The organism is Faecalicatena sp. (assembly GCF_058819085.1).
Window position 1 is genome coordinate 282,768 of the sequence record NZ_JBZUUL010000004.1, and the last position, 15,592, is coordinate 298,359.

Sequence of the window (15,592 nt, forward strand, 5' to 3'; positions counted from 1 at the left end):
CATGTCCATTTTTACGATTATGATGTATGATGAGAAAAGAGGATAAAACGACTCGTAAACAGTAACAACTGATTTGAAAGGGGACATTTATGGATACTAAGATCATGACAGAACGTCTGCTGCAAATGAATCCAGATGAGGAATTTTACCGCCGCTATTACCAGGCGCAGAAGGATCCGGATGCGCTGAGAGATTTTCTCCTGGAACAGGACCCGGAAACCTTGAAAGCAAGGAAACTGTTTGTAAAAGAATTGATGCCCGGTCTCATCCCGGACTCCCTGACAGACGAAGATTATTTTGAAGACCAGCTGTTTGACAGCATTTATATACGCAGGCACAACCGCTATACCCCTGCATTTGAGCACAGTCATATCTTTTTCGAGATCATCTATGTTCTGCGGGGCAGATGTGTCCACAGCGTCTCCCACAGTACCATGGAAATGGCGGGCGGCGACCTGTGCCTGCTGCCCCCCGGGCTTCGGCATTCCCTGTCCGTGACAGATGATGACAGCATCATCCTCAATATCCTGATCCGCAGAGATACCATCGAAGACATCTTTTTCAATGTCCTCAAGGACAAGACTCTCATCGCCTCCTTCTTCCTGGGAAGCCTGTATCGAAAGAACTACGCCTCCTGCCTGATGTTCCACACGGACGGGGACGCCGAGCTTGCCAAAATCCTGCTGGAGATGTATGAGGAGCAGACAGACCGCGATGAATACGCCAACCGGATCCTTGGCTGTATGCTGCCCATTTTCTTTACTAAGCTCATAAGGAAACATAAATCCCATCAGGAGTTCCCAGATATACCGGATACCGCAGATGATGCCCTGTTTTCTTACCTTGCAGCCCACTATGATACCGTCACACTGGCCCAGCTGGCGGACCACCTGAATTATACAGTCCCGTACTGTTCCTGCTATATCAAAAAAGTGACCGGACATACCTTTTCCCGGCTCGTGAGGCAGATCCGGCTGAAAAAGGCCGAATCCCTGCTGACTTCCGCGAACATCAGCATCCATGACATTAGTGTAAAGCTGGGATATCACAATCCTGAAAGCTTTATGAAAGTGTTCAAAAAAGAATATGGAATGACACCGGGACAATACCGGGCTCTGCATTCATAAAAATCACTGCAGAATGCCAGCTCTTTAAACTGACGCTCTGCAGTGATTCTTCTCTAAGCTTCCTGATTTTCCATCCCTTCCCGCGCCTCCAGGCTATGGATCTCCAGCACAGTGCGGTCCCAATGCTGCTTCATCCTCAGGGAGGCTGAGAATCCGTCTTTGAACTCCAGCGCACGGATCATGTCTTCGTGCTCCTCCACAGATTGTTTTAAAGACGGGGAATCTCTGAAGTAACTATATTCCAGCCGCTGAATATGGATCCACAGCACATTGCAGAAATCCTTCACATATTCATTATCCGCAATATCCAGGATATAACTGTGAAAATCCATGTCAGCCTTTAGGATCGGCAGCGGTTCGTCCTGCACCGTGATCAGCCTTCTGAACTGCTCACTCAACTCCCTGAGCCGCTTTATATGCTCCGGATTTATCTTATCGACTGCCATCGTCACTGCCAGCTGCTGCAGATTTGCCATCGGTAGATAGTATTTTTCAATCTGATCCTTCTGAATCTCCGTCACAATCGTGGCCTTCCCGGGATACGATCTCACTAATTTCTGCATCTCTAACAATTGGATCGCTTCCCTGACCGGAGTCCTGCTCACCTTAAAGTGAGCCGCGATCTCTGCATCCGCAACCTTCTCGCCGGCCTCCAGGCGGCCCTCGATGATCCAGTCTCTCATACTTTCATACACCAGCTGCTTTGCCGATGTACGTTCATCATTTTTCTCTTCTATTGGTATTGGCATTCTATATCACCTCTTCTATGTTATTTATAATATCATAAAATTGACGCTTTTTGTCAAAAATGATAAGATGTAGAAAACACATTTATCAAGTATAGGAAGGTATTTCATATGTCCGATTTTTCCCAAAAAATAGATGCACAGTCTCCACATTTTACGAACTCTCAGAAAAATGTCGCCGACTATATCACAAACCACATGAACAAAGTCGCATTCCATACACTGGATGAACTTTCCCGGAAGATCGGGGTGAGCACAACTACCATCATCCGCTTTTCACGAGCATTAGGTTATGATGGTTTCTCCGAGATGCAGAAGGCGATCCAGCAGGATATCTACTCAAGCACTTCCCAGAAGCTCTCCCTGCCGGAGCGCCTTCCGGATCCTGAGATGTTTCCGGACAATGAGATATCTTCGGACAACGAACTGCTGTCAGACTCCTTTGAGAATGACATCCAGAACATCCGTCAGACACTTGCTGCGCAGAAAAGTGAAGATCTCGATGCCGCAGTCTCCTCTATTGCAGAAGCCCGTTCTGTCTATATCCTAGGCATGAGAAGTTCCTTTTCCCCTGCTTACTATATGGCCTCACGACTTGGCGAGATCCGCAAAAATGTTCACCTGATCCAGTCTGCCGGCATGATCTATCCGGAGGAAATCGTGAACGCAGGGCCGGATGATGTGTGCGTGGCATACCTCTTCCCCCGTTATTCCAAGGTCAGTTCCTCCATCATCTCCTGGATGAAGAATTCAGGGGTAAAGATCATTCTGATCACAAGCCTGAACTATCAGGCAGTCAGTGGATATGGGGATATCATTCTCCCCTGTGCAATATCAAGTCTTTCCTATAAGAATTCCTTTGTTGGGCCATTCTGCCTCACCAATTATCTAATCACCGCGCTGGTACGGCAGAATCCAAAAGAGGCACAGTCTATCCTTGAGAAGACCGAATCCATCTTAAGCCAGGGATTCTACCTGGGCTTATAAAGACAAAGGCGATCCACAGATACAACAAAAGTCCTGCAGCAATGGCATTTCTGTCATTCTGCCGGACTTTTGTTTTGATTATATAGATTCCTGTACTTTTCCTTATGCCTCCGCAGTCTCATGCTTTGCAGCATAGGCATAGTAGAAGATTATTCCGATTCCTATAATGACAATCATAGGAAAGATCAGCTTTGGTGTTCCCGCGAGAGTTACTACCAGGATAAATCCGCAGGATGCAATCTCCAGAACCGGCCATACATAATACCAGATTCCTTTCATCTTAAATGCTGCCTCTTCATACTCCTTCGGAAGAACCTTTTTCAGCTTCACAGATACAAATGCAGAATGGATCAGACTGACCATAACAAATGCAGTCGCAACATCAATATATTCCATAATAGATTCGCTCATAAAGCTTAAAACAATTGCAACTGCAACGGAAAACCAGACTGCCACGATCGGTGCATTACGTTTTCCTGCTGTCTTTTTAAAGAGTCCAGGCATATTCCCCTGGCAGGACATATTGTGCAGCTCGTGTGTCAGGCAGACATACATCCCATTTAAGGTGGAAATCGTTGCAAACATTGCTCCAAGCGTTACAAGTGCAGTCACTGCAGGCATTCCGAACTGTTTAGATGCGATAGAAACAGGTGTATCGATCCCCAGCTCGTTATAAGGCATCATTCCACACAAAACTGCTGTCATTCCGCAGTATAAAAGTGTCACCGTGACCATGCACAACAGCATCGCCTTCGGCAGGTTTTTCTGCGGCTTATGCACATTTCCCGCCCATTCAGTCATGGTATTGATCCCCACAAATCCAAAGTAAGCAGGTATGATCTGTCCGATGACTGGACCAGCCCCCTTCGGAAACATCGGGGTCAGGTTAGATGCCTTCACATGAGGAACACCCATGATGATAAATACCAGCATTGCCGCCATCAGAATAATTACGATCAGGCTCTGGAATCTTGCCGCCGCCTGAAATCCAAAGGAGTGGATCACTCCGAATATCAAAAGCGCGATTACTGCAACAACATATACATTGGCGTTCGGAAGATACAACCGTACATATTTCGCAATCGTATGGGCACAGTACGGGAGCCAGATTGCTGTCCAGATAATATAGAGCCATCCATACATAAATGTGCTCAATTTTCCACTGGTTTTCTTTACCATAACATAACTGGAACCTTCTACCGGAAGGATACATCCAATCTGGGCGCTCTGGATACAAACTGGCACTGTCAAAAGTGCACCGATTATGTAAACCAGCCATACTGCCGGCCCCATTGCCTCCGCCTGATAACCACTGGCAACAAAGGATGAGGCTCCTATAATTGTTCCAATGAGCATGAATGTAGCGGTCATTAAGCCAATTTTACCTTTATCTTTATTCTCCATATGCCTTTATCCCCTTCATTTTCTACTATTTCTGATAAGGATCATCCCATAAAATGAGTTTCTGGCCGATATTTTCTTTTAATGCTGTCTGATACAGGTCGTAGCCAAGACCTACATCAAAGGTAGCCATTCCGCATGCAACAAATGTCACTCTCTCTTTGTCGTTGACACGTCCTTCTTTTTCACCCAGGATTACATCACCAATACTCGTTGACTCAGCCAGCGGACGGATCTTACCGTCATCGATCAGTGTATAGATCGGACCGCCGATCACGGATGCATAGGAAGCTGCTTTATCTCCTGATTCGATAGCATCCTGCACGTATGCTTCATGCAGCCTTACATTATCATAGATCAGCTTTGTATTGATCCAGAAGGAATCATCTGACTGCATCGGTCCTGTAATCAGAAGTGTCACGCCTTCCTGAAGCCATTCGTCCTTTACATATAAAGGTTTCAGGCGGGAAGCTGCAACTGTGATGACTTCGCCAGCTCTAACTGCCTCTTCCAGGTCAGTTGTCACGATCCCATCGATTCCCAGCTCTTCTTTTGCCCATGCAAGGAACTTGTTTCCAGCCTCTTCAAAAATATCATAGCATACGATCTTCTTTGCATTTGGAAGCTGAGTCAGAATGGAACGCAGACAGGAACGGTTGATCTGGCCGCATCCTAAAACAGTTACAACCTCTGAATCTTTTCTTGCAAGATGTCTGGCTGCCACTCCCGGAACTGCTCCTGTTCTTGCAGCGCTTAAAAGATTTGCAGACATAAATGCCAGCGGCTCTCCGGTATCTTTATCATTTAATGTAACAGTCAGTACAGATCTCGGAAGTCCTTTCTTCGGGTTCGCTGCATTGGAACCGTACCATTTATTACCACATACATCAAATCTTCCTCCCAGATATGCAGGCATTGCTACAAATCTTCTGTCTGGTCCGGCAATCGGCATATTCGGGAACGGAGATTCCTTGGGGAACACCAGACCCAGTCCATGACTGTTATGGTTACTTCCCCCCATCAGATAATCTCCCTTACTTAATAAAGTAAAAACTTCCTCTGCATTATCGATGCATTTTTCTGCGTTAAGTACTCCTGCTTTAATCGTATCCTGTTCTGATAAGTATAAGAATTCTGTTTTGTGTGACATATGATGATCTCCTTTCATATCATGCCTTTCAGCAAATTGTTTACTTTTTCCTCTTCACATGTGAATGTTTTGTTTATGTTTCATTTGATACATACACCCTAATGCATTATATTGCATTTGTCAATATTAATTCATTTTTTTATTGTATTTCTCGTTTTTTCAGCACTTTTAACTAAATATAGTACTATTTTTTGTAAATTATGCTATTTCTAGTTTACCATATTGACTTTTGAAATATATCGCAATATATTTATTGTATCGTTTGGTACATTTTCAATGTATCCACAAATGTATCAACATGCTGCTTCTATAGAACAAACCAGCTCAAACTTATATAAAGGAGGATTTCTATGAAAAAGATCAGAAATTACGAAGAGCTCACCTCACACGGTGACACACTATCCAGAAAAATTGTACTGGATATCACAGAGCGCACGCTTCAAAGGCTGGATTCCTATGAGCGTATCAAAAGCATCATGCATCTGGACAAAGATATACTCCATATAGGAACTAAAACCTGGGATCTGTCCAAAAAGAAACATGTGTACCTGCTCGGTGCGGGAAAGGCCTGCAACCACATGGCTATGGCCGTGGATGAGATCCTGGGTGACAGACTCACAAAAGGAATTGCGATCGTAAAGATCAAAGAGGAGACCGACCGTTTCCAGAACACAGATGTATATGTAGGCGGACACCCTCTGCCCAATCAGGCCGGATATGAGGCCTGCTTAAAAATCCTGGACTTGGTGGACCAGGCCGGACCGGACGACTTATTTATCGTTGTGATCAGCGGCGGAAGCTCTGCTCTGATGAGCTGTCCAAGAGAAGGGATCACTCTGGAGGATGAAATCAAAACAACCGATATCATGTTGAAATCAGGAGCCGGGATCTACGAGATCAACGCGATCCGCCGCCATATCTCTGCATTGAATGGCGGAATGCTGGCCAAACGTATCCAGTCTGTCGGCGCAGAGCTGATCGGATTTGGTATCAGCGATGCCGTCGGCACACCTGCAACAGGAGATATCGGAATTCCATATGAGAAATACGCCAGCACTCCAATGGGGCCTGATAAGACGACCCTAGAGGATGCAAGGCGTGTGATCCGCGAATATGATGTAGCAGACAAACTTCCAAAAAATGTTGTGGATTATCTGATGAACGCAGGACCCGAGGGAGAAACCCCAAAGGCATTCCCGGATAATACCTATTTCCTGTTAAACACACTGCCTGACTCCTGTATTTATGCAAAAGAGATCGCAGAGGAAATGGGGATTCCCGCCATTATCCTGACCTCCTTCCTGGAAGGGGAAAGTAAGGATGCAGGTACATTTTTCGCCTCTATTGCAAGGGAATCACAGGCCTACGGCAATCCGGTCCAGCCGCCATGCGTGATCTTAAGCTCCGGGGAGACCACCACAAAAATCCTGGATAATAAAGAGATCACCGGACACGGCGGGCCCGGACAGGAGCTGACCTTAAGCTTCGCCATCGCAGCGCAGAAAACAAAAGGAGCCTGTATGCTTTCGATCGATTCCGAAGGCACTGACGGAACCACTCCGGTTGCAGGCGGGATCTGTGATTCCACAAGCTGCAGCACAGCAGTTTCTAAGGATATTGATGTGCACGCCGCACTCAGAGGCCATGCATGCTATGAAGCACTCTCTGAGATGGGGGACGCTGTATTTACAGGAAACACCGGAACCAACCTTTGCGACTTCAACATTTTATACATACCGGAAATAGAGGAATAGGAGGAAAAGCATGAAATCAACTATTAAATCCGTACACGCACGCCAGATCGTAGACTGCAAATGCCGTCCCATGGTGGAGGTCGACGTGGTTACCAGTGATGGGTACCTGGGAAGGGGCTGTGCTCCCACCGGTTCTTCTGTGGGAATGTTCGAGTCCTGTGTCCTCAGAGACAATGATCCAAAGGAATACCACGGGATGAGCGTACATAAGGCAGTCGACAACGTGAACAGCATCATCGCTCCGGCGCTGACCGGCATGGATATCACCGACCAGAAAGGGATCGATGAGACCATGATCTTACTGGACGGGACACCAGAGAAGAAAAACCTGGGCGGAAATGCCATTTACTCCACCTCCATCGCAGCCTTCCGCGCCGCTGCCGAGACCGCGCACCAGCCGCTTTACAATTATATTGCAAAGGGACCCGTCAAAACGGTTCCTGTACCAAGCTTTAATGTCGTTAACGGCGGCCGCTATGCCTCACTGACACAGCCTTTTAACGAATTTATCATCATGCCCTATGGTGCAGATACCATAGACGAGGCCGTAGAAATGGGAATCAATACCTTCCAGGAGCTGGAGACCGTGATCACAAAATTCCTGGGCAGAAAACCAGAGGTTGCTCCTTCCTATGGGTATGCCGCTCCTTCCGACGACCCGGAAGTGATCCTGAATCTGATCTCTGAAGCGATCGACCACTGCGGCTATACAGGACGGATCGGGTTCGCATTCGACTGTGCTTCCAGCGAAATGTATGACCGCCACGATGATACCTATCTGTTAAAAGGACAGAGAGTAAACTCAAGACAGCTGATCGACTATGCCCGGTATCTGACCGAAAAATTTAACTTTGTATTTATTGAAGATCTTCTGGACGAGGAGGATTGGGATTCTTATCCAAAGGCACACAAACAGATCACCCGCACCAATATCATCGGGGATGATTTCATTGTTACTAACCCCGGCCGCCTCAGACGTGCCTGTGAACTGAATGCCCTGGATGGATTTATCTTAAAACCGAATCAGGTGGGCACAATCACAGAAGCCCTCGCGGCATATGACTATGCCATGGAGCACGATCTGCTGGCCATCCCGTCAGGAAGAGCCGGAGGAGTTATCGGTGACATTGTAATGGACCTTGCAGTCGGGCTGCAGGTAGGTTTTATCAAGAACGGCGCTCCCCGTTCCGGCGAAAGGATCGATAAGCTGAATTTCCTGATGCGCGCACGCGACTTAAATCCAGGCTGCCAGCTTGCAGATATCACAAGGCTGCTGAAATTCTAAATGAAAACCTCTGTATATTAACAGACATTTATTTTGTGCCGCATTTTATATAAGCGATAAGCGGATACTTCCGCATGTATCAAAAATTCATTATGTTCACTTAAAAAGGAAGGTAAAAAAATGAGCCAGAAATATAATCCATATGAAAACATGCTCTTGGTTGTAAGTAAAGCAGCAGAAATCCTCGGCTATGCCCCAAGCGATTACGAGGCGATCAAATATCCCGAACGAGAATTAAAGGTTGCCATCCCCGTACGAATGGATGATGGTTCCGTAAAGGTTTTTGAAGGATACCGTGTGCAGCACTCCACCTCCCGCGGCCCAGCGAAAGGGGGCATCCGCTATCACCAGAACGTAGACCTGGATGAGGTAAAGGCACTGGCTGCCTGGATGACCTTCAAATGTGCCGTAGTAAATATCCCTTACGGCGGCGGCAAGGGCGGTATCATCTGTGATCCGGCCAAGCTTTCTGAATCAGAGCTTCGGGGACTGACCAGGCGTTTTACCGCCATGATCGCTCCTATCATCGGACCGGATCAGGATATCCCGGCACCAGATGTCGGAACAAACGCTGACGTAATGGGATGGATCATGGACACTTACAGTATGCTAAAAGGACACTGTGTCCCCGGGGTAGTTACCGGAAAACCGATCGAATTGGGCGGTGCTCTTGGAAGAAACGAAGCTACCGGACGGGGAGTCATGATCACAACGTTAAATACATTAAAAGCAGCGGGCATGGATCCGTCTGGTGCCAAAGTGGCTATACAGGGTATGGGAAATGTCGGAAGCGTATCTGCAAAGCTTCTCCACGAAAAGGGATTGAAAATCGTGGCAGTCAGTGACGTATCAGGCGCACTTTATAACCCGGAAGGGCTGGACATCCCGGATATCCTTAACTACCTCGGGCAAAAGAGAGGAAACCTTCTGGAGGGTTACCATACAAAAGACGCAAAACAAATCAGCAATGCCGGGCTTCTTGAATTAGATGTTGACGTTCTCATCCCCGCAGCACTCGAAAATCAGATCAATAGCTCCAACGCCGATAAGATCAAAGCAAAAGTGGTCGTTGAGGCCGCAAACGGGCCCACCTCGATCGATGCAGACAAGATACTGGATCAGAGAGGGATCATCGTTGTGCCAGACATTCTCTCCAATGCCGGCGGTGTTGTAGTCTCCTATTTCGAGTGGGTACAGAATATCCAGTCCATCTATTGGAGTGAGGATCATGTCAACGCACAGCTTGAAGAAATACTGGACCAGGCATTTAAGGCAGTCTGGGATATCGCAAAGGAAAAAGAGGTCTCCCTGCGTACCGGAGCTTATCTGATCGCAGTGAAGCGCGTAGTTGATGCCAAAAATATGCGTGGGATCTGGCCTTAAACCTTGATCCAGTCACCTTTATTTTTGTCTTTTAAGTACAAAAGCTCCGGGAATCCAAAAGATCCCCGGAGCTTTTTATAACGGCATCCCCATCTGCCGCCTGTTGTCCTTCCTTATATGTGCTAGTCCCTGACACATCACAGTATCATGTATATCACCAATAAAAGAAAGCTGACCGCCATGAACGGCTTCTGAATCTTATTTGAGATTACATTCAGCTTTGGATTATTCACGAAAAACAGCACCAAATAGATGCAGGAACAGACCAGTGCTATCGCCAGCACGATATTCTTTAGCATTCTTTCTTCCTCCCAATCATCTGACAAACTTCGCGTATCTGTCCTTCATTATAATGCATATCCGTAAATAAATCCACTGGTAATTTACTGTACAGGCTTTGTACAGCTTTTCCTTGATAATAAAAAGGCTCTAAACGCCTGTTTCCAGGCATTTAGAGCTATTCTTAAAGAGGCACAGACCGGATTTGAACCGGTGATCAGGGTGTTGCAGACCCACGCCTTACCGCTTGGCTACTGCGCCATCATGACTCCGACGGGAATCGAACCCGTGTTACCGCCGTGAAAGGGCGATGTCTTAACCGCTTGACCACGGAGCCATATACTATTTCATCGGTACTGCTTTCGCAGTGACCGTTGTTAATATTATCATAACCCTGCAGAAATTGCAAGCCCTTTTTTCAAGTTTTTCACTCAACCGTTTTTTAATCTATGTTCTTACTCTAAGCTTTTCATCTCTGCAGAGTTTTAACTACCTGCCAGCCACACCTTCCCCTTTCTGGTAGTATGCAGCGATCAGGTCTACCATCCGGTCATAGCTTTGCACTCCGTCAGCCTGCCCGTTTACTTTGAGATATGTATCATTCACCTTGTTGGAAACCTCCGACAGGACCCCTTCATACTTCGCCCAAAAACGGCTGTTCTTCTCAAGATCCGGCTCTACACTGTTATCAAGCAGAGAGCGCACCTCCTGCCATGCATGATAGTCCGCCTTATACAATGCATTCATGCTGTAGATCCATCCCATCAGATATCCGCTGTACTGGAAATCCACCCGTTCTTCATCCTTACAGGCTAAAAATGCAATAAAATTAGCCTCCTCTTCCTGCATAAATCCTCTTAAATGCGACAATTCGTGGCAGGCCGTGAAAGGAATATTGTAATCCGGCATATCTTTATTATAATTTGCCTCCACAGTAAAAGGCAGATAGATCCCAGTCAGGGATTGGCAGGATAAGATCTGGGAAAGCAGCAATCGCTTGGGCCGGGGATAATATCCCTCCATTGCGGGATATCGCGTGCCCAGCTGTTCCATGGCATGGACTGCAGTCTTTCCCTCAGGTCCGGACAGCTGCATGACGCCTGAATCATCACGCCGAACCTTCCCTGCCCTGGCATTCACCTCTTCTGTCAGCCAGATACAGACATTTTTTAGATCTTGTGCTGTATAACCGGATGTCTGTATGCCAGATTTCTCCGAAAAGGAAACCCGGCGGTAGTTTATGCCGCAATTTGCAACATACAGAAACAAAAGCACTGATGCCGTCAAGAATAATCCCGACGCCCACCTTAACATAACCGCCCCTCCCGCTTTCGACCTGGCCGCCGCAGCAATAGCATGGACCAGTGTCCCAAGCAGCAGAATGATCCCCGCATACAGGCACAGTTCTGATAGGGACCAGGGGAACAGCCCGGAAAACCGCCCCAGGGTCGATACGCTCAACGGATAAATATGTGTGGCATACCATTCCGCCATCCCCGGGATCTTCGCTGCCATAAGCGTCAGGACTAAGCTTGCTGCCAGCAGGACGCAGCCTGCCAGCATTCTCTTTTCAATTGTATTTTTACTTTCCGCTTTTTTCCTATTTTTCATCTTCGCATACCTGGGATCATAAATGGATCGATTTTATATGGAGCAGCCTCATATGAATAGTTACTATCTTTTCATTACATCACAGATATTATGCAAAGTCAATGACTACAGCCGTGTATCAAACAGCCCGCAGAAGCTGTCGATCGGATCCGTCCCCTTAAAGGCACTTTCCCCTTCCATCAGGTCCTCTACCAGCGCATCAAAGGTGCTGTCCTTGGAGTCATAGGTATTGATATAGGTACGCACCTGAGGGATATCGGCGAGCATGGTCGGCTGTCCGCATCCGACAGCGATCACAGGAACCTCGAATACATACCACGGGATCTCCCCGCCGCCTTTGGACAGGCCGAAGCTTGGCCTTCCGCCGGAAACATCACACAGGGTGATGACAAGATCCATTTCCTTCACAAAGTCTGCAATTGCATTTTTTCCTGCAAAATACAGGTTCACATCCGGTTTTTCCCCTGCCTCTATCTGTTTCTTCATCTGATCCAGAGGGCTTTCATAGATAAATGCATCAAATCCCTTATCACAGAGTTTTTGTTTCAAAAGCTCTGCAGGATTTCCGCCGCCCATTCCCATCAGCTTCATAAGGGCCGACATTCCGCTTTCCGCGCCTTTCACGTGTACGATCATGATCCTCTTATAGCGCTGCGGTGTCATCGGAAGAACCTCTTTATCCTTATATTTCACAAGAGTGATACAGTCCCGGCTGATCGCTTTCTGCATTTCCTTGTGCGCCTCAGCACCCAGAACCTGTTCCAGAACTTCCGGTGCAGGCACCAGCTCCTCCTTTGCCTTTTTATGAAGTCCCAGATGTGCCTTGAGACCCAGAATACGTGTCAGTGCTTCTTTCATTCTCTCCTCACTGATCACACCTTTTTGATAGGCCTCCAGCATCGTCGCAAAATCCTCATCCGGGTCATTGAAAAACAGGAACATGTCGCAGCCTGCATTGATAGACTTCGGAAGCATCTCTTTCCGTGACATTCGGTCTGTCATCGCCACCATATGAGAAGCATCTGTCACTACCATGCCATTGAAGCCCAGCTTATCTCTAAGCAGAACTGTCATGATCTCCGGGCTTAAGGTAGCCGGCATCATATCCTCGTCCTTCAATTCTGGATTTATAGACTTGGCATACTCAGGAAGCATGATATGTCCTCCCATGATCGCGTCAAGGCCGTGTTCGATCAGTGTCTTATAGACCATGCCATAGGTTTCATCCCACTCCTTTACACCAAAATAATTCACATTATTGGAAAGATGGGCATCCCTGAAATCCTGTCCGTTCCCCGGGAAATGCTTTGCCGCGCAGGCAAAACCGTCAATCGTATGTGCACCATCCAGATATGCCGCACTCATACGTGCCACACGCTCTGCGTCCCGGCCGAATGCACGGGATACGACCTCTGTATTTTCCCAATTATAAAGAATATCGCTGACCGGAGCAAATGCCATGTTGCAGCCGATCGCTGCTGCCTCTTCGTTTGACATTTTTCCCAGTGCATATGCATACTCATCCTTATCTGTGGCAGCAATCTTCACTCCAGAGCCGATCATCGTCCCGTCCGCGCAGGCACCGTCCCCGCCCGCCTCTGTGTTACAGGCGATAAACAGCGGAACCTTTGCATACTTCTGCAGTTTCCTGTTCTGTTCCTGGATCGCCGCTCCCGGTGCCGGATTATAGCGGCAGCCGCCCAGGTGGTATTTCTCCATTAATTCCTTCAGATATTCCTCATCGTGGGATGCAGTCAGCTGGAAAAACAATTGTCCCACCTTCTCCTCATCACTCATCCCATTGATCGTCTCTTCCACCCATTTGATATCATCCTCTGATAAAAAATACGGATTTGCTTTTAAATCTACCATTTTTTCTCCTCTCTGATGTGCCGCATACAGCCCATCTAAACCCTTGTCTCCTGCCTGATCTCTTTTTCCTGTCAAGCCTCACTCCTATGGGGTTCTCCTACATAATTCCTCTATGGAGCGAATCTTATTTTCACAGCTTTATTCTATGCATCTTTCAGGTTTTCCCAGAATTCTCCAACTTTTTCTTCCTGATATGCGCCCTGATAAGTCCCATCCAAAAATCTGGGGACCGCATCGTTTGAGAATTCTTCCCACGCTTCCTTCTCATGACGCACATAGATCGGGTAAAAAAGTACCTTATTCTTTATTGCAGCATCATAATCTCCCGGCGCATCTCCTGTCATAAGTACATTCGCGGCAGCATAGCCCTTCTTGATCAGTTCTGCAATACAAAACGCCTTACTTCCGGCTTCCTGTGAGAGCAGGATATCTACATGCCTGGACAAGCCATACATGTCCCACTCTTCCTGCACGGCCTGCTGGTTCGCCGAAGAGACAACAGCTATATCCGCTTTTGTATGTGCATACTCCAGTGCCCTGCAGACCCCTTCAAAGGGCTTTTTCACATCAAACGGAAGGTTGTCGATCTTTTCATTCACTCTCACAGACCAGGAAAGTGCTTTTTGAAGACAGATACCTCCGCCATCCCGGATCGCCTGCGCCAGAGCTGCATTCGATAACTCCGGGCTTTCTTCCACCCATTTTTCCAGTGAATCCAGACCTTCAATCTTCGTATACTTTTCATCAACCTCCCCAAGCATTTTCGCAAGCCCTTTAAACCGGTTGATGCCTCTGGTCATGCTGTACAGATTGATCTCATTCCATCTTTCTAAAATGGGACCTCTCCATTCATCAAGCCCCCATTCCGCCGTGAGGCATGGTCCAAAACACCGGGTGTGCTTTAAATCCATCGTATCCATCGCACAGCCGTCTGAATCCACGCAGATCAAAAATTCTTTCTTCTTTTCATAATTCTCCAGATTCATAGTTCACCTCTTTTTGTTGCTGTTTCCACCTAATGTTCTCTGTAAAATTTCTTCTCCTCTCCTATATTCATCTTTCTCATATTTGGAAGTTTAATACTTTCTTCTACGATTGCGTGAGGATTTTTTTTCGTATCAGCCATACTTTTTTATGCTTATTTAAAAAAACAGAAAAATAATACGGGTTTAACTGATAAAATTACGGAACCCATTTTTAAAGAAAAAGAAAAAAACAGCTCATGACCTAAAAACTTAAGCGAAAAGTTTAAGGACATAAGCTGTCTTTTCTTAATATAGATATTCTAAACCATCTTTTCAGACTTTATAAGCAGGCCCGAGCGTAAAAGTACAGGTCTTACTGCGTTATACAAAAATGCAACCAGTACCGTAGATACGACCGCATTGACAAATGTAGTCGCTGTGCTCCATTTTGCGAGCACCTCGGCCATCTGCTGCGGCTGTCCTAAGATGTACTGTTTATAGAAATATCCCACAATCGGATCTGCGATCACATTAAATCCAAGACCGGCAACGGATGCGATCACGCTCCACTTTAGCACATATTTCTTATCACTGCTCTCATTGATCTTTGCCACCCTATGTGCAGCCAATCCCACGATCAGGCCGATACAGAGCTTCAAAACAAACGTCTTCGGTGCCCCCGTAAAATAGATCGGATCCATAAGGTCAGCAAAGGTCATGCCGATCGCTCCTGCCAGCCCTCCATACCATCCGCCCAGTAAAAGTGCTCCCAGCACACAAAATGCGTTTCCGATGTGAATCGAAGTTGCATCCCCTCCCGGCATCGGGATTTTTATCTGAAGATAGGTAAACGTCACATAACACAAAGCCGCCAGGATTGCGGTCTGCGCTAACTTTAAAACCGTCTGATTTTTCCTTTCCATTACAATAACTTCCTTTCCCTTAGATGAACTCTATATTACTACGACAGTGGAGTTGTGAAAACAGCCAGTTATTTCAAAATCAGGCAGGCCAGTTCATAAATCCAAATTA

13 protein-coding genes and 2 tRNA genes are annotated in these 15,592 nt (G+C 46.8%); 5 read left to right on the top strand and 10 right to left on the bottom strand.

Features of this window, described 5'->3' with window-relative positions; translation table 11 throughout:
• The first annotated feature begins 89 nt into the window (after window positions 1-89).
• Complete coding sequence (locus AC4OGX_RS03380) at window positions 90-1,127, top strand: AraC family transcriptional regulator (protein WP_493328447.1); 1,038 nt, start codon at window positions 90-92, stop codon at window positions 1,125-1,127.
• 53 nt (window positions 1,128-1,180) lie between these two features.
• Here the strand turns inward: AC4OGX_RS03380 and AC4OGX_RS03385 are convergent, their stop codons facing one another.
• Entirely contained in the window at window positions 1,181-1,876 is a 696-nt protein-coding gene (locus AC4OGX_RS03385; protein WP_493328448.1) for a GntR family transcriptional regulator, read from the bottom strand.
• Between the two features lie 108 nt (window positions 1,877-1,984).
• Between AC4OGX_RS03385 and AC4OGX_RS03390 the strand changes: the two genes are divergently transcribed.
• A complete protein-coding gene (locus AC4OGX_RS03390) occupies window positions 1,985-2,860 on the top strand; it encodes a MurR/RpiR family transcriptional regulator (protein WP_493328449.1) in 876 nt (291 codons plus the stop codon).
• Window positions 2,861-2,962: 102 nt separating this feature from the next.
• Here the strand turns inward: AC4OGX_RS03390 and AC4OGX_RS03395 are convergent, their stop codons facing one another.
• Together AC4OGX_RS03395 and AC4OGX_RS03400 are read right to left on the bottom strand one after the other, a co-directional pair.
• Complete coding sequence (locus AC4OGX_RS03395; RefSeq protein WP_493328450.1) at window positions 2,963-4,264, bottom strand: APC family permease; 1,302 nt, start codon at window positions 4,262-4,264, stop codon at window positions 2,963-2,965.
• A gap of 25 nt (window positions 4,265-4,289) precedes the next feature.
• A complete protein-coding gene (locus tag AC4OGX_RS03400; RefSeq protein WP_493328451.1) occupies window positions 4,290-5,411 on the bottom strand; it encodes a tyramine oxidase subunit B in 1,122 nt (373 codons plus the stop codon).
• A 350-nt stretch (window positions 5,412-5,761) separates the two neighbouring features.
• Between AC4OGX_RS03400 and AC4OGX_RS03405 the strand changes: the two genes are divergently transcribed.
• The 3 genes from AC4OGX_RS03405 to AC4OGX_RS03415 all read left to right on the top strand — a co-directional run bounded on the left by AC4OGX_RS03405 (window position 5,762) and on the right by AC4OGX_RS03415 (window position 9,833).
• Window positions 5,762-7,165 carry a glycerate kinase type-2 family protein gene (locus AC4OGX_RS03405; protein WP_493328452.1) on the top strand — a complete coding sequence of 468 codons (1,404 nt, stop codon included), beginning with the start codon at window positions 5,762-5,764 and terminating at the stop codon, window positions 7,163-7,165.
• Window positions 7,166-7,175: 10 nt separating this feature from the next.
• Window positions 7,176-8,450, top strand: coding sequence for a phosphopyruvate hydratase (gene eno, locus AC4OGX_RS03410; RefSeq protein WP_493328453.1), 1,275 nt, complete (start codon window positions 7,176-7,178; stop codon window positions 8,448-8,450).
• A gap of 120 nt (window positions 8,451-8,570) precedes the next feature.
• Window positions 8,571-9,833: a Glu/Leu/Phe/Val family dehydrogenase gene (locus tag AC4OGX_RS03415; protein WP_493328454.1), complete on the top strand. Its 1,263-nt coding sequence runs from the start codon at window positions 8,571-8,573 to the stop codon at window positions 9,831-9,833.
• Window positions 9,834-9,970: 137 nt separating this feature from the next.
• On the opposite strand, the gene AC4OGX_RS03420 is transcribed toward AC4OGX_RS03415, so the two are convergent.
• The 7 genes from AC4OGX_RS03420 to AC4OGX_RS03450 form a co-directional block, all read right to left on the bottom strand.
• Window positions 9,971-10,132 (bottom strand): hypothetical protein, encoded by a 162-nt coding sequence (locus AC4OGX_RS03420; RefSeq protein WP_493328455.1) that lies wholly within the window; start codon window positions 10,130-10,132, stop codon window positions 9,971-9,973.
• Window positions 10,133-10,302: 170 nt separating this feature from the next.
• Window positions 10,303-10,373 (bottom strand) — tRNA-Cys (locus AC4OGX_RS03425).
• 4 nt (window positions 10,374-10,377) lie between these two features.
• A tRNA-Glu gene (locus AC4OGX_RS03430) sits at window positions 10,378-10,449 on the bottom strand.
• Window positions 10,450-10,601: 152 nt separating this feature from the next.
• Window positions 10,602-11,723, bottom strand: a complete 1,122-nt coding sequence (locus tag AC4OGX_RS03435; RefSeq protein WP_493328457.1) for a DUF3810 domain-containing protein — start codon at window positions 11,721-11,723, stop codon at window positions 10,602-10,604.
• Between the two features lie 105 nt (window positions 11,724-11,828).
• The gene (locus AC4OGX_RS03440) at window positions 11,829-13,595 is read right to left on the bottom strand and encodes a glycoside hydrolase family 3 protein (RefSeq protein ID WP_493328536.1); all 1,767 of its coding nucleotides are present in this window, start codon (window positions 13,593-13,595) and stop codon (window positions 11,829-11,831) included.
• A gap of 143 nt (window positions 13,596-13,738) precedes the next feature.
• Entirely contained in the window at window positions 13,739-14,581 is an 843-nt protein-coding gene (locus tag AC4OGX_RS03445; protein WP_493328458.1) for an HAD family hydrolase, read from the bottom strand.
• A 299-nt stretch (window positions 14,582-14,880) separates the two neighbouring features.
• Window positions 14,881-15,483 carry an ECF transporter S component gene (locus tag AC4OGX_RS03450; protein ID WP_493328459.1) on the bottom strand — a complete coding sequence of 201 codons (603 nt, stop codon included), beginning with the start codon at window positions 15,481-15,483 and terminating at the stop codon, window positions 14,881-14,883.
• Window positions 15,484-15,592: the final 109 nt, after the last annotated feature.